Annotated in this window: 18 protein-coding genes and 1 tRNA gene; 11 read left to right on the forward strand and 8 right to left on the reverse strand. The window is 44.4% G+C overall.

The genetic code is table 11. The annotated features are described in order from the left end of the window. The first annotated feature begins 139 nt into the window (after positions 1-139). On the forward strand, positions 140-823 hold the full coding sequence (locus tag VER99_RS09725; RefSeq protein WP_020335682.1) for an SDR family oxidoreductase: 684 nt from the start codon (positions 140-142) through the stop codon (positions 821-823). Positions 824-976: 153 nt separating this feature from the next. On the opposite strand, the gene adhE is transcribed toward VER99_RS09725, so the two are convergent. Next, positions 977-3,679: a bifunctional acetaldehyde-CoA/alcohol dehydrogenase gene (gene adhE, locus VER99_RS09730; RefSeq protein ID WP_014232554.1), complete on the reverse strand. Its 2,703-nt coding sequence runs from the start codon at positions 3,677-3,679 to the stop codon at positions 977-979. 702 nt (positions 3,680-4,381) lie between these two features. On the opposite strand from adhE, the gene VER99_RS09735 reads away from it, so the two are divergent. Next, positions 4,382-5,020, forward strand: a complete 639-nt coding sequence (locus VER99_RS09735) for a YchE family NAAT transporter (RefSeq protein WP_014232555.1) — start codon at positions 4,382-4,384, stop codon at positions 5,018-5,020. 35 nt (positions 5,021-5,055) lie between these two features. Then, entirely contained in the window at positions 5,056-5,928 is an 873-nt protein-coding gene (locus VER99_RS09740; protein ID WP_020334532.1) for an ion transporter, read from the forward strand. A gap of 33 nt (positions 5,929-5,961) precedes the next feature. On the opposite strand, the gene asd is transcribed toward VER99_RS09740, so the two are convergent. After that, entirely contained in the window at positions 5,962-7,077 is a 1,116-nt protein-coding gene (asd, locus tag VER99_RS09745; RefSeq protein ID WP_014232557.1) for an aspartate-semialdehyde dehydrogenase, read from the reverse strand. A 431-nt stretch (positions 7,078-7,508) separates the two neighbouring features. Between asd and nhaC the strand changes: the two genes are divergently transcribed. Then, the gene (nhaC, locus tag VER99_RS09750) at positions 7,509-8,942 is read left to right on the forward strand and encodes a Na+/H+ antiporter NhaC (protein ID WP_014232558.1); all 1,434 of its coding nucleotides are present in this window, start codon (positions 7,509-7,511) and stop codon (positions 8,940-8,942) included. Positions 8,943-9,021: 79 nt separating this feature from the next. Here the strand turns inward: nhaC and VER99_RS09755 are convergent, their stop codons facing one another. From VER99_RS09755 to yejK, 3 genes are all read right to left on the reverse strand, one after another. Continuing rightward, complete coding sequence (locus VER99_RS09755) at positions 9,022-10,185, reverse strand: hypothetical protein (protein WP_020334533.1); 1,164 nt, start codon at positions 10,183-10,185, stop codon at positions 9,022-9,024. A 108-nt stretch (positions 10,186-10,293) separates the two neighbouring features. Next, positions 10,294-11,586, reverse strand: coding sequence for an Hpt domain-containing protein (locus tag VER99_RS09760; protein ID WP_020334534.1), 1,293 nt, complete (start codon positions 11,584-11,586; stop codon positions 10,294-10,296). 212 nt (positions 11,587-11,798) lie between these two features. Next, a complete protein-coding gene (gene yejK, locus VER99_RS09765; RefSeq protein ID WP_014232561.1) occupies positions 11,799-12,797 on the reverse strand; it encodes a nucleoid-associated protein YejK in 999 nt (332 codons plus the stop codon). 85 nt (positions 12,798-12,882) lie between these two features. On the opposite strand from yejK, the gene VER99_RS09770 reads away from it, so the two are divergent. The 3 genes from VER99_RS09770 to VER99_RS09780 all read left to right on the forward strand — a co-directional run bounded on the left by VER99_RS09770 (position 12,883) and on the right by VER99_RS09780 (position 15,187). Next, positions 12,883-13,110, forward strand: coding sequence for a YejL family protein (locus VER99_RS09770; protein WP_014232562.1), 228 nt, complete (start codon positions 12,883-12,885; stop codon positions 13,108-13,110). Positions 13,111-13,132: 22 nt separating this feature from the next. Then, positions 13,133-14,941, forward strand: a complete 1,809-nt coding sequence (locus tag VER99_RS09775; protein ID WP_014232563.1) for a DUF3413 domain-containing protein — start codon at positions 13,133-13,135, stop codon at positions 14,939-14,941. 155 nt (positions 14,942-15,096) lie between these two features. Next, positions 15,097-15,187: transfer RNA gene (locus tag VER99_RS09780), tRNA-Ser, on the forward strand. 108 nt (positions 15,188-15,295) lie between these two features. Here the strand turns inward: VER99_RS09780 and VER99_RS09785 are convergent. Beyond that, positions 15,296-16,180: a Fe(3+) dicitrate ABC transporter substrate-binding protein gene (locus tag VER99_RS09785; protein WP_024373039.1), complete on the reverse strand. Its 885-nt coding sequence runs from the start codon at positions 16,178-16,180 to the stop codon at positions 15,296-15,298. After that, positions 16,180-18,306 carry a TonB-dependent siderophore receptor gene (locus VER99_RS09790; protein WP_020334536.1) on the reverse strand — a complete coding sequence of 709 codons (2,127 nt, stop codon included), beginning with the start codon at positions 18,304-18,306 and terminating at the stop codon, positions 16,180-16,182. Before VER99_RS09790 ends, VER99_RS09785 begins: the two co-directional genes overlap by 1 nt. A gap of 331 nt (positions 18,307-18,637) precedes the next feature. Between VER99_RS09790 and VER99_RS09795 the strand changes: the two genes are divergently transcribed. Genes VER99_RS09795 through fecE form a run of 3 tightly spaced genes read left to right on the forward strand, consistent with a single transcriptional unit; the run spans position 18,638 to position 21,368 of the window. Then, positions 18,638-19,639, forward strand: coding sequence for a FecCD family ABC transporter permease (locus tag VER99_RS09795; RefSeq protein WP_049873808.1), 1,002 nt, complete (start codon positions 18,638-18,640; stop codon positions 19,637-19,639). Beyond that, complete coding sequence (locus VER99_RS09800) at positions 19,636-20,604, forward strand: FecCD family ABC transporter permease (protein WP_014232567.1); 969 nt, start codon at positions 19,636-19,638, stop codon at positions 20,602-20,604. The genes VER99_RS09795 and VER99_RS09800 overlap by 4 nt, the downstream gene beginning before the upstream one ends. Beyond that, a complete protein-coding gene (gene fecE / locus VER99_RS09805; protein ID WP_020334538.1) occupies positions 20,604-21,368 on the forward strand; it encodes a Fe(3+) dicitrate ABC transporter ATP-binding protein FecE in 765 nt (254 codons plus the stop codon). The genes VER99_RS09800 and fecE overlap by 1 nt, the downstream gene beginning before the upstream one ends. Before the next feature lie 62 nt (positions 21,369-21,430). On the opposite strand, the gene VER99_RS09810 is transcribed toward fecE, so the two are convergent. Next, positions 21,431-21,904, reverse strand: a complete 474-nt coding sequence (locus tag VER99_RS09810; RefSeq protein ID WP_014232569.1) for an Lrp/AsnC family transcriptional regulator — start codon at positions 21,902-21,904, stop codon at positions 21,431-21,433. 188 nt (positions 21,905-22,092) lie between these two features. On the opposite strand from VER99_RS09810, the gene VER99_RS09815 reads away from it, so the two are divergent. Continuing rightward, on the forward strand, positions 22,093-23,370 hold the full coding sequence (locus tag VER99_RS09815; RefSeq protein ID WP_020334539.1) for a trans-sulfuration enzyme family protein: 1,278 nt from the start codon (positions 22,093-22,095) through the stop codon (positions 23,368-23,370). Positions 23,371-23,470 lie beyond the last annotated feature (100 nt).

The raw sequence follows: 23,470 nt of genomic DNA on the forward strand, positions 1-23,470 counted from the left end.
AATGTGACGACTTACTAATTCCCACACAATAGTCTTCCCCCAAAAGCGTTAGTTTGAAGCTTTTCACACTGAGCCGTTTGAAATTAATCCATGCTGTCAGCACAAACCACTGGTTTATACGGAGCTGTGTAGGTGTTATATGGATATCAAAGAATCAATTATACTCGTCACATCAGCAGGTTCAGTCATTGGCAGAACATGCTCTAGCCACTTTGCCCACCTCGGCGCCACGTTGATTCTATGTGATCAAAATGCCGACTCGCTTAAGGAAAGTTACGAGCAAATTAGCGCGTTTACCAATAAGGTTTTCGCCATGCACGTATGCAGTGACGACACAACTTCGATCAACTTGTTATTTGACCAAATAGAATCCGAACTTGGCGCAACACCAGATGTGGTGGTCAATTGCTGGACCAGCTCCCCAATGCCGAGCTTAATGGCGCCTGAGCCAATGAGTATATATATCGACCATCTATCTTCTGCTGCTCGTTTTCTTTATACCTATGGTCAGGTTTCCGCAGAACGTTTCCGTAGCCGGAATAAGAAAGGCGTGATTGTTAATGTGATTTCGCATGATAACCACGAAGATCTGACTGGCGTAGAAAGTTTAGCGGCGTTGGTATCTGGGTTCACTCATAGCTGGGCAAAAGAGCTGACTCCTTTCAATATCAGAGTCGGTGGTGTAATCCCATCGGTCTCTCATACCAAAGAAGATTTAGACGCGATCCATTGGGCGGAGATTCAGGACGAGCTAGTACGTAACACTGAGTACATTGTCGCGAATGAGTACTTTAGCGGCAGAGTAGTATCTACCGAAGTCTAAAAGAAGCATCTGTTTGATTCGTTCTCAATACGGGAATGCGCACCAAGGCTGAACAAAGAAGATAAAAAAAGCCCCAGTCATTCGACTGGGGCTTTTAACTTTTCCCGATTAAGGTTTCGTGCTAGCGAAAACCTTGTTCAAAACAACGCTTACTTACGCGTCTGCTTTTTCTTTTTTAGCTTTAGGAGCAGGTTTCGCTGCTTCTTGGTCTGCTTTCTTCTTGATTACAGTAGTTCCTTCGAAAGTTTCACCTTCAACGAAAGCTTTACCGTAGTAAGAAGCAGTCAGAACTTCTTTCAACTCGCTAATTAGTGGGTAGCGAGGGTTCGCACCAGTACATTGGTCATCGAACGCTTCAACCGCTAGCTCATCCAGTTTCGCGAAGAAGTCAGCTTCAGCAACACCAGCCGCCTGAATAGACATTGGGATGTCTAGGTTAGCTTTTAGCTCATCCATCCATGCTAGTAGACGTTCAATCTTCTGAGCAGTGCGGTCACCTGCTTGGCTTAGGCCTAGGTGGTCTGCAACTTCAGCGTAACGACGACGTGCTTGTGGACGGTCGTATTGAGAGAACGCAGTTTGCTTAGTTGGGTTATCGTTCGCGTTGTAACGTACAACGTTAGAGATAAGCAGTGCGTTAGCCAAACCGTGTGGTACGTGGAACTCAGCACCTAATTTGTGCGCCATTGAGTGACAAACACCTAGGAATGCGTTCGCAAACGCCACACCAGCGATAGTTGCTGCGTTGTGTACTTTCTCACGAGCGATTGGGTCGTTTGCACCGTTCGCGTAGCTAGATGGTAGGTACTCTTTTAGCATCTTAAGTGCTTGAAGAGCTTGGCCATCTGAGTATTCGTTCGCTAGAACAGATACGTAAGCTTCCAGAGCGTGAGTGACTGCATCGTAACCACCGAATGCGGTTAGCGACTTAGGCATGTTCATAACAAGGTTCGCATCAACGATAGCCATGTTAGGAGTTAGCTCGTAGTCCGCTAGTGGGTATTTAGCGCCAGTCTTGTCGTCAGTAACAACCGCGAATGGAGTAACTTCTGAACCCGTACCTGAAGTTGTAGTGATACATACAAGCTCAGCTTTTTGACCCATTTTAGGGAACTTGTAGATACGTTTACGGATGTCCATAAAGCGCATTGCAAGTTCTTCGAAGTGCGTTTCTGGGTGCTCGTACATTACCCACATGATTTTCGCAGCATCCATTGGTGAACCACCGCCTAGAGCTAGGATCACGTCTGGTTGGTAGCTCGCCATTTGAGCAGCACCTTTCTCTACTACAGATAGCGTTGGGTCAGCTTCAACGTCGAAGAACGTTTGAACTTCCATACCTTGTGCTTTCAGTAGTTTCACTACGTCATCTGCGTAACCGTTGTTGAATAGGAAACGGTCAGTAACTAGGAATGCGCGTTTCTTACCTTCTAGGTCGCCAAGCGCGATTGGAAGGCTACCGCGACGGAAGTAGATTGACTTAGGTAGTTTATGCCACAACATGTTTTCAGCTCGCTTCGCAACAGTTTTCTTGTTGATTAGGTGTTTAGGACCTACGTTCTCAGAGATAGAGTTACCACCCCATGAACCACAACCTAGCGTTAGAGAAGGAGCAACGTTGAAGTTGTACAAGTCACCGATACCACCGTGAGTAGTCGGGATGTTGATTAGAATACGAGCCGTCTTCATCTTGTCACCGAAGTAACGGATACGGTCTGCGTTAACGTCTTGGTTAGTGTACAGACCAGAAGTGTGGCCGATACCGCCGATTTCAACCATAGTTACCGCTTGAGCAACCGCGTCTTCGAAGTTGTCAGCACGGAATAGACCTAGCGTTGGAGACAGTTTCTCGTGAGCGAATGCGTCGTCGTAAGATACTTTACCTAGACCTTCACCTACTAGAACTTTCGTGTCCGCAGGTACTTTAACGCCTGCCATTTCAGCGATAGCCGCTGCTGGTTGGCCAACGATTTTCGCGTTTAGTGCGCCGTCGATAAGCAGAACTTTACGAACTTTCTCTGCTTCAGCTTTGCTTAGTACGTAAGCTTTGTGCGTTGCGAAACGCTCTTTCACTTCGTCGTATACTTCGTCAACCACGATTGCAGCCTGCTCAGAAGCACACACTACGCCGTTATCGAATGTTTTAGACATTAGGATAGAAGCCACTGCACGTTTGATGTCAGCCGTTTCATCGATAACAACTGGAACGTTACCTGCACCTACACCGATTGCTGGCTTACCAGAAGAGTAAGCGGCTTTCACCATGCCTGGACCACCAGTTGCAAGGATAAGTGCGATGTCATCGTGCTTCATTAGAGCGTTTGAAAGCTCAACTGAAGGCTGGTCAATCCAACCGATGATGTCTTTTGGTGCGCCCGCTGCTACTGCTGCATCCAGAACAAGTTTCGCTGCATCGTTAGTAGAGTTTTTCGCACGTGGGTGTGGCGAGAAGATGATACCGTTACGAGTCTTCAGAGAGATTAGAGATTTGAAGATCGCAGTTGAAGTTGGGTTAGTGGTTGGTACGATACCGCAGATGATGCCTACAGGCTCAGCGATAGTCATCGTACCCAGGTTGTCATCCTCTTCCAGGATGCCACAAGTCTGTTCGTCTTTGTATTTGTTGTAGATAAACTCAGAAGCGAAGTGGTTCTTGATTACTTTATCTTCAACAATACCCATACCAGATTCTTCAACCGCTTGCTGCGCTAGAGGGATACGAGCTTGGTTAGCGGCAAGAGAAGCGGCACGGAAGATTTTGTCTACTTGCTCTTGAGAGTAAGTAGAGAACTCTTCTTGCGCTTTCTTAACGCGGGCAACCATTGCATCTAGTTCAGCCATATTAGTTACAGGCATAGGGATTCTCCTAAAATTAACAAATATTAAAAACTTTTTAGTAAGGCTATTGCTTATCTCTTTTTGCTGCTTATCAGCCACTTAACAAACAAACGACTTAGTAAATTGCTTTCATGGCTGAGTATAATGTTTCAAAGCATGAAAATAATTGACTTGGATCAGTTCTCTTCCTCGAAATACCACCAAAGTGTAGTATAAGCGACAGGTATAATTATAACCAACTGATAATAAACAACTTTATACCTTACAAACCATAGAACAAAAAAGCAGCAAACAGACAAAAAAATTAAATTAACTACACCAGACTGTAAAAAAGTTTCATTTTTAGACATAAAAATTACATGTACGCCTAATTTAATGTGCTACTAATAGTATATAGAATTACCTCACCTCTCTGCAATCGCCCTTTGTTTTTAATCAAAAGTGCACCATTGTGAATGTTTGTGTAAAACACAACTGTTAAACAATAGCACTCCATGCAACATTTGATTTGCAGATTAGATACAGATTTTTAAAAAATTAGTTTTTCTCACAAATAGTATGGGAAATACGTTAGTTTTTTTCATTTCTACTGGGTGGTGTTTTCACTTACATTTAGCGTCCAACGTCATATCGTCTGAATAGAGTGTCTTTAACTTCAAACGATTTAGATAACCTACTCTCTCCATTTTTCACTTATGTGAATGTTTATGAGAATGCACTATGCAAACTTTTGAGCTCGCTATTTTCTTACAGTTTTTTTTAGGTCTGGTTGCTGCCGTTAACCCTGTTGGTATCATGCCAGTGTTCGTCTCTCTGACAGGCCACATGACACCTGAAGAAAAGAGTAAAACAGCCACAACCGCAAACATCGCCGTTGCAATAATCCTTTGTATCTCGCTACTCGCAGGTCAGCTCCTGCTGGACATGTTCAGCATTTCTCTGGATTCATTTCGAGTTGCTGGCGGATTGCTGCTGCTAAGCATCGCATTCTCAATGATGAGTGGTAAGTTGGGTGAGGATAAACAAAATAAACAAGAGAAATCTGAATACGTCAGTCGTGAACAGATCGGGGTTGTTCCTTTAGCAATGCCTCTAATGGCGGGACCGGGTGCAATCAGCTCGACTATTGTTTACGGAGCTCGCTACCCAAGTATGCTAGATACGGTAGGCATTAGTATTACTATTGGGGTGTTCTGTTTTTGCTCATGGTTGCTGTTCCGCTCTGCTCCATTGATCGTTCGCTTTTTAGGCCAAACAGGGATCAACGTAATCACCCGTATTATGGGTCTGATCCTTGGTGCTCTCGGCATTGAGTTCATCGCTAATGGGTTACGTAACCTATTTCCCGGATTAGCCTGATATTCCATAAGCTTGTATGATAGAGCGATTCAACCATGGATCGCTTTGTCATGAAGACTCACTCTCTGAAAAATACACTCTACGTTACCATTTTTGGCACGCATACCAAGGCTGGTCGAACGTTTGATATCGTATTAATTATTGCGATATTAAGCTCACTGGCTGTTCTGGTACTCGACTCTATTCCTGCGGTGCAAGCTGAATGGGCAAAGGAGTTAAAGTACCTGGAGTACACCTTTACCGGCCTGTTTACCATCGAGTACCTTCTTCGCCTATATTGCTCACCTAAACCCGCCGCTTATGCAAAAAGCTTCTACGGGATTGTTGATTTACTGGCGATTCTGCCAACCTACTTAGTGCTATTCTTCCCATCAGCGTCATTTATGGGCGTGATTAGAGCACTGCGTGTGTTGCGTATTTTCCGAATTTTAAAGTTAGTACGCTATCTTCAAGATTCTAATGTTCTGCTTCGGTCATTGCTCATGGCTCGCAGGAAAATCTTCATCTTTTTCAGTGCAGTTGCCATTCTAGTAACCATATTTGGGTCACTGATATATATCGTTGAGGGGCCAGAAAATGGTTTCACCAGTATCCCAAAAAGCATTTACTGGGCCATCGTGACCATTACCACGGTTGGGTACGGTGATTTGGTTCCCCAAACCAACCTAGGAAAAGCACTGGCTTCAATAACGATGTTGCTGGGTTATTCGATAATCGCCGTGCCGACAGGTATCTTTACCGCAGAGTTGCACCAGGAAATTCAATCACATAAAGAATTGGTCAAATGCCCAAACTGTTCGCAAGCAGGCCATGATCCAGACGCCATCTACTGCAAGCACTGTGGTAGTGAACTTGCCGATCCGGACAAACGTGTCGTTCGGGGCGAAAGCAAAAAAAAGAGCTCCTAATGAGGAGCTCTTTTCATCAAAAATAGAGAAACGTTATGCTTTCTCTTGAAGGATAATTCTTAGTGTACGACGTAAAGGCTCAGCTGCGCCCCATAGCAATTGGTCACCAACCGTAAACGCGTTCAGGAAGTCATCACCCATCGCCATTTTACGTAAACGACCAACTGGTACAGACATCGTGCCAGTAACTTTTGCTGGTGATAGCTCTTGCGCCGTGATGTCTCGCTCGTTTGGAATCACTTTTACCCAATCGTTGTGAGTAGCAATGATCTCTTCGATTTCATCCATTGGCACATTTTGCTTCAGTTTGATAGTTAATGCTTGTGAGTGACAGCGCATCGCACCGATACGTACACAAGTACCATCAATAGGAACTGGTGAGCTTTGAGAACCAAGAATCTTGTTTGCTTCTACGCCCGCTTTCCACTCTTCTTTGCTCTGACCATTATCACGTTTCACATCGATCCACGGGATAAGCGAACCAGCTAGTGGCACACCAAATTTGTCAGTTGGGAAAGAAGCGCTGCGCATCGTCTCTGCAACTTTCTTATCGATATCCAGGATAGAGCTTGCTGGGTTAGCAAGTTCTGAGCTCACTGAATCATTGATAACGCCCATTTGAGAGATCAGCTCACGCATGTTTTGTGCACCTGCGCCAGAAGCCGCCTGGTACGTCATCGCGCTTGTCCACTCAACTAAGCCTTTCTCAAACAGGCCGCCAAGGCCCATTAGCATCAAACTTACTGTACAGTTACCACCAACAAACGTGTTAGTGCCACCGTGGATGCCTTGCTGGATTTGCTTCAGGTTTACAGGATCCAGTGTGATGATTGAATCTTCTGCCATACGCAGAGTAGAAGCAGCATCAATCCAGTAACCTTTCCAACCAGCTTGACGAAGTGCTGGGTACACTTTTTCAGTGTAACCACCACCTTGACACGTAATCACCGCATCAAGCTGTTTTAAACTTTCAATATCAAACGCGTCTTGTAGTAAGCCTGCGTCTTTTCCTAAGTTAGGAGCAGGAATACCAATTTGAGAAGTACTGTAGAATACTGGTTCGATTAGATCGAAGTCTTTTTCTTCAACCATGCGCTGCATCAGGACTGAACCTACCATACCGCGCCAACCAACTAAACCAACTCTCATCGCCTTAACTCTCCATGTATTAAAAACCTTCTCCCATAGTTCAATTTTCGCAGCAAAATCTCAAGCCCTAATTTGTAAATGAGCGCAATTTTTAACGTTTTCTACCGAAAAATTGCTTTAGAAGTAATTTTTGAGCATTTGAACTCCGTGGAATCGTCATTTATAAGTAGGAAAAGTTATTTTTTACCCACATTGGTCTTACCACTCTTTTGTCTGTAACATTTGAAGCACATAATTTTCACACCACAAAACATTTACCACCAATTTTATTAAACATATCTAGAAAATAACTTCACATGCAAACGTTTAACTCGCCCTAGATCAACATAAAACACCAAAGATTCGAAATATAATGCTGGTTACTGTATGTTATGCCGCTATTACAACAAGGAGCGTCTTCTTCTATTGCTCCACGATATACAGAGGCACGTATGAAGCAAGTTACAACACGCCTTCCTAACCTGATTCAGGTATTTATCTCGTTAGGTTTATTCCTTCTTTTGGCATTTTCGTTCACTGCTAAACTCGATCTTCCAATCCAACTGGCGCTGTACATTGGCTGGTTCATTATTATGCTATTGGGCATAAAGCTGGGTCATCAGTATAAAGACCTTGAAAAAGCAGCATTAAATGGTATTTCTAATGGCTTGGGTGCGGTTTTAATCCTCCTTGCCGTAGGTGCACTTGTTGGCACCTGGATCTCCGGTGGTATTGTTCCGACCATCATTTACTACGGGCTACAAGCTATTCATCCATCCATCTTTTTGCTCGCTACGATGATCATCTGTTCTTTAACAGCATTAGCAACGGGTACATCTTGGGGTGCGGCTGGTACTGCGGGTATTGCCATGATGGGAATTGGTCAGGGTCTTGGTGTTCCGGCTCCGATTACAGCGGGTGCGGTTCTCTCTGGATGTTACTTCGGAGATAAAATGTCGCCGTTGTCTGATTCTGTAATCCTTGCTTCTTCCATGTCTAACGTCGAAGTGATGGAACATATCAAAGGTATGTTACCTATTGCGCTGATCAGCTACATCATCACTGGCATCATGTTCACCGCATTTGGCTTTCACTATGCAGGCCAAGTCGATATGAGCCAGGTAGACTCTGTGATTAAAGCGATGGAGCAACAGTTCTACATCACACCTTACTCGTTTGTGCCAGTGATAATCGTGCTTGGCCTACTGGCGATGCGCATGCCTTCTTTCCCTGTTATCAGCTTTGGCTCGTTACTGGGTATCATCTGGGCAGTCATGATTCAGGATGTAGATTTTCTGACGGCATTCAATACAGCGTGGGCGCCATTTGCGATTTCGTCTGGTGTTGATTTCATCGACTCTATCCTAAACCGAGGCGGTATGTCGTCTATGCTAGGCTCCGTCGCGGTGATCGTATTTGGTTTGGGCTTTGGTGGCTTGCTGGATAAAGTTGGCGTGTTAGAAACCATTGCGAAGCTATTTGAAAAACGTGTCCAGAGCTCTGGTTCATTGGCAACCAGCACCATTGGTACCGCATTTATGGGTAACGTATTTGGTTCAGCAATGTACGTGTCTCTCATCCTGACGCCAAAAATCTGTGCTAAAAACTACGACCGTCTTGGTTACAAACGCAAAAACTTATCTCGTAACGCAGAGTTCGGTGGCACCTTAACCTCTGGTATGGTTCCTTGGAGTGACAACGGCATCTACATGGCAAGTATCCTAGGTGTCGCGACCCTGTCTTACGCACCGTTCATGTGGCTTAGCTTTGTCTGTATCATTGTGACAATCATTAGCTCTTACATGGGATGGTTCGTTGATAAGTGCGAGCCAGTGGCAGAGTCTACCGCACAAGAAGAAACGGAATTACAACAACAAACGGCTTAATACCGTTTACTGATATCAAAAACAAAAGAGCGCCAAGGCGCTCTTTTTATTTATGCTGAATTCAGGTAATGCAGTCAAACTAGCTTTCTTTTATGTTTGCTTTGACGGATGCCCGCTTTCCCAGTACATAGCCAAGACCTAGCGGAGCAAAGAAGATCGCGATAATGAACAGAATGAAATAGATAATGGTGCTTCTGACTAGCTCAATCAATTTTGTCATTGCCAAATCGACAACCTGTTGAGAGACGCGATCGATGTCTTGTGCAAATTTTTCTCTTTCATGAGTAATAATCAACGCAATCTCCTGGCGTTCTCTTGCCACCATCTCTTCTAGCGCCTGACGCTCTTCACCTAACTGAGATAGACGAGCTTCGGTTTTCATATCGATATCGTCAACCAGAGGCTGAAGTTCAAGTGCCATTTGCTCAGCCAAATAGCGCATATATTCTGGGTTATTATCGATAAAGTCTCTCATCGAATCGGCTGTCACTTGCAGGCTATTTAGCGCCGCGTTGACTTTTTCAATGCTGGCTGAGCTGTTTAGTGCCAGTAATTGTGCCTTCCATGTCATGATCTTTGGTGCTTGTTTAGACGCTAAACTTAACCGATCAGACACATCCCCTAGCGCTTCTGGCATTGTTCCTAACGTCATTACGGCTTCTTCCTCACTAATTTGAGAAAATTCCAACCATGCCCGGTAGGCTGGCGTTCGGATCATACTCAGGTCAGCAAAGGGATGTTGCTTGACGAAATTAGCCACAAACGGTTTTGTATTGTCATACACTTCTTTTTTTAATATGGATTGAGCGAGCTTGTCGACTTCATTCGCCAAATGCTCAGAGACGTTTTTGGCTTCATCCGTGGCAAACAGATTGCTGCCTGCTCCTGTAGCAAAAAACTCGTCGACTTGATGCGCGAATACCCACGTATCAATCAGGCCAGCCATAGGGGTGACCTGATAAGCCGAGGCCTGTAAGCCTTCTTCCGCGTTTATTTTCCATAATAGGAGGTAAGATTGGTTAATTTGGTCGTTGGGGTCATACTTAGCTTCTAAAGAATCAGCAGCTTGCTCTACCTGAGCAAAATATTGCAACGCATATTCTCTCGTCAATATACGCATATTGAGCTCTTGCTTGGTAAGCGGTACGGTTTGGCTATCAATTTTCACTGATAAAAGTGAACATCCAGAGATTGTCATAGCCACCCACATAACCATCATTGAAAATATTCGATGAGCAGACATGGTATTACCTTTAATAAATTGGTGTAGAACAGGAATCAAGGCGAACTGAGAAACAGTTCAGTGCGCCCTTGAATACCTCAACCTCTAACGGTTTAAGTCAGAGTAATATCAATCTGTTAGCGTTTTTTGTATCTTTTCACTTTTGAGAACACGCTTTGCAAAAAGTATGGTTTGCTCCAATATATCCTTCAACTTATTGAGCTTACTTTCCGGTACGTTTTGTTTTTCTTTAATCAATAGCTCAATATCACCCGATATGGAACTTAAAGGCATCGCTCCCAGACTGCCTGAAACGCCTTTCAGACTATGTACGACTCTTTGAGCTTGTTCTTTATCGGCGTTCAACAATTGACATAACTTCACGCCGTCGTTGGAATGGTCCTGAATAAACACTTCTAACAACATATGAACGGCTTCTTCGTCGCCAGACAAAGATTCAAGCATCTTGTTAATGTCAATATAGGGAACGTCAACCAGCGCAGGCGTTTTTTCTGAAGATGAATGGGTAACTGTTACTTGTTGTTCATTTTTCTTCGATGATCCTTCATCGATGCTAATGTCAGGCTTGTCTGTCTGAAGAAGATCCGCACTGGTATCCGTTACCTTTATTCCGTTCAGGTTATTAGGCTCTTTTTTGCCGAAGGCAGCCCAGGTGACGACCCATAAAAATAGTCCGCTTACTCCGCCAAACAACACGATTAACTGCGTGAGTGCTCGCTCTAAGGTCATATTCGTCGTTGCTAACTGATTCGCTAAGTCAGGTTTGAGTAGTTGCTTAGCTAAATAACGTCCTTGCGCGTTCGCGGCGAGTACGTTTGAGGTTTGCGCGAGTCGGCGTTGAAACGCTGAGCGCTCTTCGACAATTAATGAATCCGATTCAATGAATAGGGAGTCGAGCTCACGGTAAGTGTCTGCACTTGTGGTTGAATCACTGAAAATTGACTCTAATACCAGCGCCCCCAAGCGATAATACATTGAGTGAACTTTTTCTGAGTTGTTGCCTCTGGCACGACTGTTTCGCAACTGCTCTGCGAGTGAAACCAATTCATGATCACTGCCAATAAAAGCATGCGCGTTTTCAAGAAAACGATCCGTAGCATAGAATAACTGGGTTAAGTCCGGGGAAAATACACCACCCGAAGATTCATGCTCAAGTTGAAGGCGAACGGCATAAACAAGCTGGAGTTTCAGAGCAGTTGGGTCTACGTGCTGCACGCGATTGGTCAGTTCGAAATTAAAAAAATTACGAACTTCCTCTATTTTACTTCCCAACTCATTAACGGTTGAAAGCATTTGAATGGTTTGCTTCGATTGCTGCCAAAAGCCAACCGCTAATACACACCATAAAATGAATAGAAGCCAAACATAACGTCTTAAACTTGCCTTTAATTGCTGCAACACCTAACCCTCGCATATTTCCATTAATAACAAGGATATATCATTATCTTTCAAGATACAGGGTTCTTAGCGTTGACACGGGCGTAAGCTCAAGAAAAAACGCTACGCAATGGCAAGGTTTCATTCATTGTGGGCAAATACCATTCGCGATATTTGACGCACATAAAAAAGAGAGCCTAAGGCTCTCTGATTTGAATTGTCACTCGTCGTTTCGATTAACTGCGACTCAACTGATCTTTTAAGTTCGGTGGCGTTCCTTTGATCGTTAATGTATCGGTCTCTGGATCATAAAAAATACGCTCACCAAGAAGTAAGCTGTCAAAGCTGATGTTTAAACCACCACCCGCTCCAACATACTTAGTTAACTTACGAACCGTTGCACGATCACCAGGGAATGACTCTTCAAGTTCGTAACCTTGCTCTTTAGTGAAGTCCATAAAGCTGGTGCCATCCTGACTAGGTGGTAATTCACCCGAAAGCTCAGAGACTTGCACTTCTTCGCCGGATTTGATCTGCTCATTACAGTAGTCGTAAACTTGTTTTTTGTACTCGTTTACTTCCTGCTTTTCTAACTTTGAATCAGCACAAAAATCATCAACGGCTTGCATCAATACCAAGTTTTGTTGCTTTGTATCTAACCCAATATCTGCCTGAAGGAAGTCGAGGAAAAAGTCTGCTACTTTACGCCCTACCCGACCTTTAATGTACGACAGATAACGGTTGGACTCTTTGTCAGTGTCGTAGCTCGACAAATCAATACGTGCTGCGATATCCATTTTCGTAATGTCTAAGTAGTCGGTCGCACTAATGTCCAGACCTTCCGTTACTTTCAGACTTTGATTCATTGGCAAAATACCAATGAACAAATAATCCGTCGCAAGGCTCTGATACTCGGCGAAAACCAAAATGCCTTCGTCTGCGAATGGGTACTTAATTAACTCTTCTTTCAGTCGATTTGCACTAATTTGTGAGAAATCATAAAAATCTCGCTCACCTTTGCGCATTTCTTGAAGCCAAAACTGAAATTCGCTGTCTGACTGGAAAGAACCAAAACCTTTACCAGCTTTAGAATGGAACACTCGATGAAGTTCCGCGACAAGGTTTTCAGTCGACGAATCATTTTCTAGTGATGCGGGACGAAGTTTAACAACCAGTTCGTCCTGATCGTTTTTGCATAATTGATGCAGAATAACGTTTGAAAGATGAAGGCTCATAGTGATTTTATCTTGCTACAAGGTTTTAGTTGATGGGCATTGTAGGTTATCATAAGCCGCTTTTACTATCATTATTAGAGTCTTTATGCCGATTACATCTAAATATACTGACGAACAAGTAGAGAACATTCTTGCGGAAGTCGCGTTAGTTCTTGAAAAACATGCAGCTTCACCTGAGTTAACACTAATGATTGCCGGAAATATCGCAACCAATGTCTTAAATCAACGAGTTGCCGCTTCACAACGTAAAGCGATTGCTGAAAAATTTGCTCAGGCACTGATGTCTTCATTAGAAACACCAAAAACACATTAATAACGGATAATTAGACACATACATGGTAGACAGCGGAAACTCATACGGCGAACGTGTATCTCGACTGGTAGGTTGGGGACATTGGTTTGCATTCTTCAACATTGTTGCTTCAATGTTGATAGGCACACGCTATATTACTCAATCGCCTTGGCCTGAGACCTTGCTCGGTCAGTTTTACCTGGCAATCTCTTGGGTTGGCCATTTTGGCTTCCTTGTTTTCGCTCTTTACTTGCTGGTTCTATTCCCGTTGACGTTTGTCCTGCCATCTCGGAAGCTATTCCGCTTGGTGGCAGTGATATTTGCTACGGTCGGTCAGACTATTTTATTGATCGATACCCAAGCCTATCAGTCGATCAACTTACACCTGACCCCTGTGGTTTGGGAGCTTTTATTTAGTGATGATAAAAGCGTTTTAAGCTCAGATCTGCAACACCTGTTTGTTGTGATGCCATTCATCTTCCTGATCCAGCTTGCGCTTTCAGAGTGGGTGTGGCGAAAACAACGTAAACTTTCTCATAAACACGTTGGCCGCCCGCTGGCTATACTGTTCTTCTTGAGTTTTATGACCAGTCATTTGGTTTACATCTGGGCGGATGCTTATTTCTATAACCCAATTACCAGTCAACGCGCTAACTTCCCGCTTTCATACCCAATGACAGCGAAAAGCTTTATGGAAAAACACGGCTTATTGGATCGTGAAGAGTACCTAAAACGCTTAGCTGAAAACCAAGGTAATGTAGAACTGGTTAACTACCCGCTTGAAAAATTAGAGTTCAATCGCCGCGTAAACAAACTTAACGTTTTGATGATCAGCGTGAATAATTTGAGAGCGGATGCATTAAATGAACAAGAGATGCCAAACCTTTATGGGTTTGCGCAGGAAAATCAGAATTTCCGCAACCACTATAGTTCAAGCAATGACACCTATGGTGCATTCGGTTTGTTCTATGGTCTGCCAACCAGTTACGCTTCAAGCATTCAGGCACAAGGCTCTTCACCTGTCATGCTTGATGTCCTGAAAGAACAGGGTTACAGCTTTGGTTTATTCAGTGGCAATGGCTTTGAAGATGATCTTTATTCAGAGATCATTTTCAGAAACTTGAACTTGGCTGAGAAACTAGACGGACAACAAACGCACACTGACAAACAGTCCATCTCCGATTGGAACACATGGCTGGTAGAGAATGCACAACAGCCTTGGTTTAGCTACATCGAAGTTACCGCAGTTGATAACTTTGAATCGATTCCTTCAAATACAGATGAAGAAATGCCAGCCAGCGAACGATTCAAAAAAGCGTACGAGTTTGCGGTTAAATCAGCGGATAATACCGTTGCCAGCATTATTAACGAATTAAAAGAAACGCACTTACTCACAAACACCGTGGTTATCATCACTTCAAATCACGGCAGTGAGTTCAACGAAACCAACACCAATAGTTGGGGTGCGAACAGCAACTACAGCCGATATCAACTGCAGGTACCAATGGTGATTCATTGGCCAGGCAGACTTGCAGGTGATTTTACTCATAGCACCAGCCACTTGGACCTTTCGGTCACGTTGCTTCAAGACATGCTTGGGGTTTCATCGAACCCTTATGATTACAGTAGTGGCCGCAACTTATTCGATGAAAGTCGTCGACGCTGGATATTGGCCGGAGACTCAAGAGAATTAGCGTTAATCACCAATACGCAAACCACGGTTATCGATAAGTTTGGTAACTACAAGCTGTACGACAAAGACTACAAGCGTCTGCGTGATGACAGCCCTAAAATGCCGGTGCTAATGCAGGGTTTAACGGAGTTACAGCGCTTTTATACCAAGAGCAATTAATACTGTTTTTACGCGTTTCATTCAAAATAGCCCTCTAATGAGGGCTTTTTGTTTACTAAAGCAACAAACAACACAAAATTGAGCAGTAAACAGCCAAACAGATCGATTTAGGGTTTACAAGTTTTTCAAAGCCTTATATTATTCGCGTCAACAACGGAGAGATGGCTGAGTGGTTGAAAGCACCGGTCTTGAAAACCGGCATACGTTAATAGCGTATCTAGGGTTCAAATCCCTATCTCTCCGCCACATTTAGTAAAAAGGCCGCTAAGAAGTTAGCGGCCTTTTTCGTTTCCACAGTTTTAAAGGGATTTGTACTAAATCCCTAGTTGGATGCAACCCCAGCCCCACTCGCAGCTAAGTCGAAGTCTTTTCGATTATTGTATCCAGCTCTTTAGCAATTGACTCTGCGGCGAGTATGCCTCTGTTAAGTGACCAAAGCTCAGGTGACACCTGTATCTCTTGCCCAGTTTTATTGATTTTTAACAGTTTAAAAAGCGGACTCTTATGCCAATTATCTAACACCGCATAGCCCGCCCTTTTACTGTAAAAGAGCCAATCTGGATTTACTTTCAGCAGAACTTCTAGGTTTGCTTCCATTAAATGGCTCTGTTTGAGATCGGGTAGCGCGGGCTGAAGGCCGAGGTAACTTAATAAACTTCCGGTATAAGACAGTGGGCCATGCATCCACATGCCCCTTTCATTAACGTTGGCAAACTGTACCGTTCCGTTAGCTTTAAACTTGCCTTTGTAAGACGCCATGAGCTCACGATGCTTGGCCAAACGCGCTTTCATTTCCTGCTCTTTACCGACGGCTTTACCAATCGCTAAGGCAGACTCAAGTCCTTCTTGATAGGTTTCTCCTCTGCTTTTGAGCAAAATTGTCGGAGCGATTTGAGACAAATCATGCAGACTAATTTTATGACGATAGCTGTCAGCAATAATTAAATCTGGCTTAAGCTGAGCGATGACTTCCAAGTTTGGCTGGGAACGCATACCGACTGAAGTCCAAGGCTCAATGAGATCCCTCACCTGTGGAATTATTCTGGTCGGGTCTTTGTCGTCAGCCACGCCAACAGGTGAAATGCCAATGACAGCCAACGCATCAACAAAAGAGTACTCCAACACGACTATTCTTTTAGGTGCAGAATCTGTTGGTACATTAGTTTCTGGCCTAGAGGCGGCTTGTACCGTGCAAGCGCACAGTACAAGCAAACTAGTTAATAAGCGTATGAGTGCCATTAAAATTTACCTGACACACTCAAGGTAACGTTACGCGGGTCGCCCAGGTACAATCTATGGCTGTCCGTTCCGCCTACGTAATACTCTTCATCAAGCAGGTTAGCCACATTCAGCGATAGACGGTAGTCTTTTACTTCATAGTGAACACCGACATCAACGGTCATGTAAGCTGGAAGCTCAACTCGATCAGACGGGTCCTCACTGGTGTATCGTGCACCTTCATAGTTGGCACCCAGGGTCGTACCCACTACACCACCAGCAATTTGGTAAGGGAAGTTATATTTCGTCCAGAAGTAAGCATCATGGTAGGCCGTCATAGGGGTTCTGCTCCCTTGAATACTCGCGTCTGGATTCTCTGAAATTTCAGAATCTACATACGCATACCCCAGCTTAACCTGCCAGTTCTCTAGCGGCTTCATCAGTAGCTCGGTTTCCACACCTTTACTGCGCACTTCACCAAGCAATTCGTAATCACCACTACTGTTTTTCTCTACTACATTGGATTTTTCGATATCAAAATATGCGATGGTTAACTTACTGTTGTTGCTCAACAAATCGGTTTTCACCCCGACTTCGTATTGACGCCCTTCCTCTGGGTCGAAAGCATCATCGTTAACATCTTTCTTTTCGACACTATTTGGATTAAAGCTTTCGCCATAACTGGTGTACAGAGAAGTTCCATCGATAATTTTATAGACGATCCCAGCCTGAGAAACGAAGGCATCTGTAGATTGAGTGTCATCCGTCGACTTGCTGACATAATCGAAATCGACATCTTGACGCATGTAGCGTAGTCCGCCCATCACGGTCCATTTCTCAGTTAGGTACACCGTATCTTGCAGGTATAAACCATAGTTTGTGTAATCAGTAATACGGTGATCCACTTTATACGCGCTTTGATCTCGTTCAGTTACGTCTTGTGGGTTGGTAAAATCTACCGTTGTCGTCGCGTAAGTTTCACGCAGGAAATCTCGCTTCTCTAGACCAATATTTCCGCCAAAAAGGAGCTGATGTTCAACGTCACCCGTCCAGAGGCTGCCGGTAGTGCGAACATCGACGAAGTGATATTCACGCTTATTGACTTGATCTCGGTCGCGTACTTTAACCAAGCTGGTCGAGTCAACCACATCTCTGGTTTCATGAAGATCACGAGTGTCCTCATGCCACACACTACGCCAATCGACAGTCAGGTCGAAACCATTAATCAGCATGGTGTTGTAACTGGCAAACGCAACCAGCCCTTCATCTTCGTCCGTATCATCAGACGACTGGTAGTGCGTATCAATGGAAGCCACCTGGTCGATATCATTGTTCAGTGCCACCAGCCCGTCGTCAGCAACACGATGTTCTGACTGAAGTTCCAAACCAAAGGTAAGTTCGGTTAATTCCGATGGACGATAAGTCAGTGTCGGGAATAAGTAGTAATTCTGCTGGTCAACATCGTCACGGTATGAGTCTGCGTTTTCGCCACTGATAATCAGGCGATACATCCAGGTTTTGCTTGCATTTAGCGGCCCGGTGGCATCAATTGTCCCGGTAAACCCGTTATCGTCGCCGAAATCGCTCACGCTGGTCGCGTATGTTGTCGCCGACACATCATAGCTAAACGAGGCGGTATCTTGCGGCTTCTTAGTAATAATATTGACCATACCACCGGGCTGGATTTGACCATACATGATAGAAGCAGGACCTTTGAGAACTTCTACTCTTTCTACGTTTGCTGTTGTCGGCGATCCAAATCGAGAGGCAAGACCCGGTAGGCCGTTAACTTGAATGGTATTAAGATCGGCTGGCATACCACGCAGCGTAAAACCGTCGGCATCGACATTAGAGCGGGTTAAACCCGTGGTGTATCCATAGGCATCATCCAATGTCGTCGCTCGGATATCCTGCAAGAACTGCTGGTTGATGACGTTAACCGTTTGTGGCGTGTCTAACGGGTCAATATCCGTTTTGGTTGCGGTCGTTACTCTAGGGTTCAAGTACGAGTTTTGCTGGCCAAAAACCACCATACTCTCATCCACACTTGCTACCTCTGCGGTAGTATTTTCTCCGGCGAAAACAACGGAGCTAAGCCCCATTGTAATTAATAAACTCTGGGTGATTGTGTTTACAGCAAATCTCATAAAACGGCTCAATTAAATTAACTTTATTGCATATAAATTCATTATTATTTTGTTTCATTTGTACATAATTAGATACAAAACGAAGCTGGATATAATAATTATTATCATTATCAATTCAAGTTAAACTTAACTTAATGAGTCTGTTTGTGTTTGAGAGCCGCCATCTACCGCTTGAAATTATTACCACAATCCACAATGCATAATAAAAACAAGCGGTCAGTAAACGAATAAGTGCAATTGATTACGATTATCATAAAGGTTACACTCGATGGACTTTTATTCCTTGTGGCTTGTAACCATTTTTAGCCTGAACGTTCATACGTAGTAATCGATGCGAATTTTTTCCTCCACTCTTTATCTCTGGATACCATTGATTTTATTAACACTTGTAGGATCTTGTTATTCTCTTACCGTCTGGTCTAGTTTTCCGCTATCGGTCTCTCACATATACCAGTATCTGTTTGAATTTGATCCTATGAGTATGGAGCAACAAATCATTGCTTCGATTCGTATGCCCAGAGTGCTGGCTGGTCTTTTGATTGGCGCGAACCTAGCCGTCGCAGGGTTAATGATGCAGGGGTTGACCAGAAACCCTCTCGCTTCCCCTTCCATTTTAGGGATCAATGCAGGCGCAGCCTGTTTAATGGCGCTGGCAAGTATCGGCGTTCCCTTTTTAGAAACTATGCCGGGTGTATTAATAGCCTCAATTGGTAGCGTTCTCAGCGGCGCAGTTGTATTAACACTGGGTGGCTTCTTTTCTGCAAAGTCCCACCCTCTCAAGCTTGTGCTAGCAGGGATTGCCATCAATGCACTTCTTGTCGGTGTGACCAGAGCGGCGGTGATACTGGCCGATGATAAAGCGTATTCCATCATCAGTTGGCTGGCTGGGTCTCTTTCTTCTGTCGAATGGCAACAATGGAATACATTATGGCCAACCAGCGTATTAGGATTGATTGTGTCTCTTTTTGTCGCGAGACAGCTGAATCTCCTTGCGCTGGGTTCAGACGTTGCCACCAGCCTGGGAATAAATATTAGACTTACCAGAGCACTGACTTATATCGCCGTCGTTTTACTTACCGCCTCCAGCGTCGCAATCGCGGGGCCAATCGGCTTCGTTGGTATGCTCGTCCCTCATATTGCAAAAAGGTTTGTCGGTAACGACTTTATAACCCTCATTCCAGCGAGTGCATTACTTGGTGCTGCATTGATTGTTTGGGCTGATGCTTTGTCGCGAGCAATTGCTTTTCCTGCCGAAACTCCGGTTGGCATAATTACAGCCCTTATCGGAACGCCTTGCTTTGTGTTTTTAGCCATGAGAAGTCAATCTTCATGAACAACATAAAACTCACTCTGCTCTCTTCTTCACTCCTGATTATCGCAATTCTAAGCCTGATTGTGGGAGCGTCTGATATTTCTATAAGTCAGATCTCAACGACCCTACTCAGCGGTGGAGAGTTTGACTTCACTATCAATCAATATCGTTTACCACGTATCATTCTCGCTATTGGCGTTGGAGCTGGTCTGGGTTTATCTGGCATGTTGGTACAAGGCGTGATCCGAAATCCGCTCGCATCGCCAGATTTAATGGGGATAAGTGCCGGCGCAGGGTTAGCAGCAACGACCTTGTTAGTGATGTTTCCGCAAGCCCCGACACACTACTTACCTCTAGCCGCTCTTGTCGGTGGCTTTGCTGCCGCCGGAATGATTCTGCTCGTCAGCTACAAAATACAGCCAACTGCGGCAAGACTGGCGTTAATCGGTATCGCGATCAGCGCGTTTCTATCCAGCTTTATTGATTTTTTGATGGTGGTACACCCGATAGAGATCAACACAGCCATGGTTTGGTTGACGGGTAGCTTGTGGGGAAGAAACTGGGAGCAAGTCCCTTTTATATGGATAACGCTCGCTATCATGGTTCCGTTTTCCTGCTGGTTAGCCTGGCGATTGGATGTAATGGGGCTGGGAGAAGATAGCGCGACCTCACTTGGTATTAAACCGCAGCGCATCAAATTACTCTCACTGATTAGTGCCGTTATTCTTGCCAGCGTCAGCGTGTCGGTATGTGGCACGATTAGCTTTGTTGGATTACTGGCACCGCATTTAGCAAGAATGCTATTTGGTCATAATCATAAATTGCTTGTGCCAAGCGCTGCCTTGCTTGGCGCTCTAATGGTATTGGTATCCGACACGTTAGCGAGGGGAATACACCCTCCTTTGGAACTTCCAGCCGGCGTATTAACGTCTTTAATTGGCGCACCATACTTTATTTTCTTACTGCAACGCTACAAGGGGTGGTGATGATAGCTGCAAATAATTTAAACGTTTCTTATGGTGACAAAATCATTATTGAAGCGCTCAATCTCACGCTACCTAAAGGCAAAATCACCGCTCTTATCGGTCCAAATGGATGTGGTAAATCAACCTTATTAAAAACACTGGCTCGAATTAATATGCCAACCAAAGGTGAGGTTTTGCTGAATGGAAAGGCATTGAAATCATACCGTGACAAACACCTGGCTCAAGAAATGTCTTTATTGCCTCAGGTGTTAGAAACGCCAGAGGGAATCACAGTAAAACGCCTGGTAGAATACGGTCGCTCACCCTACCTTTCACACTGGGGTAAGTTGGGCGAGCATGACAAGAACATGGTCGCGAGTGCAATGCGGGAAACAGGCGTAGATGACTTGGCAGAACAAACGGTTGAATCGCTATCCGGAGGACAAAGACAAAGAGCCTGGATAGCCATGATTCTGGCGCAAGACACCAATATTGTGATGCTGGATGAGCCCACGACCTACCTGGACCTTTCGCACCAGATTGAGCTGATGAAGATCATGCGTGAGATGAACAACAAAGGAAAAACGGTGATCGTTGTATTACACGACTTGAATCAGGCATGTCGCTACTGTGATCACTTAGTTGTCCTCAAAAAAGGACAGGTCGTAGCCCAAGGCACACCGCACGATGTTTTTACTGAAACTCTGCTTAAAGACGTATTTTCACTCGATGCGCGAGTCATTCAGGATCCTGTCGCTAATACCCCGATGTGCATTGCCCACTAAGTAATAGAACCCTGATAAGAGCCATTCTCTCGGGGTTTTATAGGCCCCGCCCTACAGGTAGGCTACTCAAGAGGCAGGTAAAGACTTTGTTTTGGTGTATCTAGTACCACGTTGGTCATGACGCGGCGAATCTGTGGGAACTGCTCCATTATCTGCTCAATAAACCCGTCGTAGCTTTTTGTATTCTCCGCTGTAATCACAACCATCAAATCGACATTACCTGTAACATAAAATACCTGCTGTATAGAAGGTTGAGACTCTGCCCAGCGTTTGAATTTATTGAGTACTGAGTAGTTATCTCTTTCGATTTCAATACCCGCAATAAACGTCATTGGGTGCGTAGAAAGCTCTGATTTAACGACAGCTATTTCGGCTTGGATTGCGCCCTCTTCCCGCAGCCGCTTTAATCTTCTCTGTACAGCAGAAGCAGACAGCCCTACTTGCTCGGCAATGACCTCGCTCGCCAAACGACAGTTGCTTTGCATCAGTTCCAGAATCTTTTTATCGAAACTATCCAGAGTGGAAACGTCACCCATGGTTTTCCTCTTACTGTTATTCCGCATTATTGGGGTTTAAATGCGGGAAATCTTCCGTGTCGAGCCAAGAATAGCGGATTTTACTCACCAATTGGAATCCACAATTAAACCATTCGTTCGAGTAGAACTAAAAACTGATTTCAGCCAAACAGACTTATGGCTAATGACAACGACTGGATTAAACAATAATGCATAACGATGATTTCAAATTTGTATTGCCTCCAGAGTCTATTGACTCTCAAGCATTGGCTACTGAAACCTTGGCTCCTGAAACCCTAGCTCCTGAAACTCTGGCGGTTCATGCCGCTGTTCGACCTGACCCTCAAACAAAAGCCATCGCACCGAATATCGTGATGTCGGTAAATCACAGCTTTTTACCCAATGACGGGGCTTTTTCCGCACAAGGTATGCAAGACCTCGCCGACGCACCTTTCCTGTACGCAGGTTGGACAAACCCAACGGTTCGTTTACTCGAAGAACGTTTGGCCATTTTAGAACAGGCGGAAGATGGACTCGCAACAGCAAGCGGAATGGCAGCTATCACAGCGGTCTTCATGTCACTACTGAAAGCAGGAGATCATCTTGTTATCAGCGATGTTTGCTACGCCGCCGTTTTTGAGTTCGCTATCCAAGTTTTGCCTCAATTTGGAATTGAGGTTTCAGCAGTTGACACCACATGCACTACTAATGTGCAAAAGGCTCTACGCGAAAACACCAAGTTGGTGCATATAGAGACACCATGTAACCCTCTATTAAGGCTCTCTGATATAAAAGCGCTCTCTTCATTGCTTAAAAGCCGGGGGATCTTACTGAGTGCAGATTCGACGTTTTCAACACCGGTTATTACCCGACCACTTGATCTTGGAGCAGATTTGGTCGTTCACTCTTTAACCAAATTCATTAACGGCCATGGCGATGTTCTCGGTGGGTGTGTTTTAGGCTCGAAAGCCTTAATTAGCAAGCTTAGAAGCGTTGCTGGCGTCTATTTTGGTGCATCTTTGAGCCCACAGAGTGCGTGGTTAATTATGCGGGGAATGGAGACTATTTATCCACGTATGAAAACACTGTGTGAGTCGGCTCACGCCATTGCGAATTGGTTAGAAAATAACCCAAATGTACAAAGGGTTTTATATCCCGGTCTTGAGTCACACCAACAATTTTCACTAGCTAAACGGCAAATGGCATTTTTTGGCGGCATTATTGCATTCCAAGTAGAGGACATCGAACTGATTGAGCAACGATTTGCGCATGAGTCGAAGATGTTTTATTACGCATATTCGATTGGACATCAGCGAAGCTTAGCGGTGGTGTTGAAAACTGATGATTTGGACAAGTCTACTTATCGATTTAGCCCAGAACAAAAAGCGAACTTTTGCCGCGATGCGGGTAAGGGAGTCGTGCGGCTTTCAATCGGTCTTGAGTCTCCGGTCGATTTAATTCGGGACTTGAGTCACCTTCTTAGATGAAAATTGAATTTGTATGGCAATTTATTGGTTTTAAATTCGGAATGTTATTGAAACGTTACTAGATTGTGTTGCATTATCTTGTCGTTTTTGATGTAAGTTC

This window comes from Vibrio natriegens NBRC 15636 = ATCC 14048 = DSM 759, assembly GCF_035621455.1.
Taxonomy (GTDB): domain Bacteria; phylum Pseudomonadota; class Gammaproteobacteria; order Enterobacterales; family Vibrionaceae; genus Vibrio; species Vibrio natriegens.

What these genes read in the sequence shown, in the direction of transcription:
- VER99_RS09775 (WP_014232563.1), top strand. Translation starts at nt 13,133, where the DNA reads ATGGTAGACAGCGGAAACTCATACGGCGAACGTGTATCTCGACTGGTA.
- fecE (WP_020334538.1), top strand. Translation starts at nt 20,604, where the DNA reads ATGATAGCTGCAAATAATTTAAACGTTTCTTATGGTGACAAAATCATT.
- VER99_RS09770 (WP_014232562.1), top strand. Translation starts at nt 12,883, where the DNA reads ATGCCGATTACATCTAAATATACTGACGAACAAGTAGAGAACATTCTT.
- VER99_RS09725 (WP_020335682.1), top strand. Translation starts at nt 140, where the DNA reads ATGGATATCAAAGAATCAATTATACTCGTCACATCAGCAGGTTCAGTC.
- VER99_RS09735 (WP_014232555.1), top strand. Translation starts at nt 4,382, where the DNA reads ATGCAAACTTTTGAGCTCGCTATTTTCTTACAGTTTTTTTTAGGTCTG.
- nhaC (WP_014232558.1), top strand. Translation starts at nt 7,509, where the DNA reads ATGAAGCAAGTTACAACACGCCTTCCTAACCTGATTCAGGTATTTATC.
- VER99_RS09785 (WP_024373039.1), bottom strand. Translation starts at nt 16,180, where the DNA reads ATGGCACTCATACGCTTATTAACTAGTTTGCTTGTACTGTGCGCTTGC.
- adhE (WP_014232554.1), bottom strand. Translation starts at nt 3,679, where the DNA reads ATGCCTGTAACTAATATGGCTGAACTAGATGCAATGGTTGCCCGCGTT.
- VER99_RS09810 (WP_014232569.1), bottom strand. Translation starts at nt 21,904, where the DNA reads ATGGGTGACGTTTCCACTCTGGATAGTTTCGATAAAAAGATTCTGGAA.
- VER99_RS09795 (WP_049873808.1), top strand. Translation starts at nt 18,638, where the DNA reads ATGCGAATTTTTTCCTCCACTCTTTATCTCTGGATACCATTGATTTTA.
- yejK (WP_014232561.1), bottom strand. Translation starts at nt 12,797, where the DNA reads ATGAGCCTTCATCTTTCAAACGTTATTCTGCATCAATTATGCAAAAAC.
- VER99_RS09740 (WP_020334532.1), top strand. Translation starts at nt 5,056, where the DNA reads ATGGATCGCTTTGTCATGAAGACTCACTCTCTGAAAAATACACTCTAC.
- VER99_RS09815 (WP_020334539.1), top strand. Translation starts at nt 22,093, where the DNA reads ATGCATAACGATGATTTCAAATTTGTATTGCCTCCAGAGTCTATTGAC.
- VER99_RS09790 (WP_020334536.1), bottom strand. Translation starts at nt 18,306, where the DNA reads ATGAGATTTGCTGTAAACACAATCACCCAGAGTTTATTAATTACAATG.
- VER99_RS09755 (WP_020334533.1), bottom strand. Translation starts at nt 10,185, where the DNA reads ATGTCTGCTCATCGAATATTTTCAATGATGGTTATGTGGGTGGCTATG.
- VER99_RS09800 (WP_014232567.1), top strand. Translation starts at nt 19,636, where the DNA reads ATGAACAACATAAAACTCACTCTGCTCTCTTCTTCACTCCTGATTATC.
- asd (WP_014232557.1), bottom strand. Translation starts at nt 7,077, where the DNA reads ATGAGAGTTGGTTTAGTTGGTTGGCGCGGTATGGTAGGTTCAGTCCTG.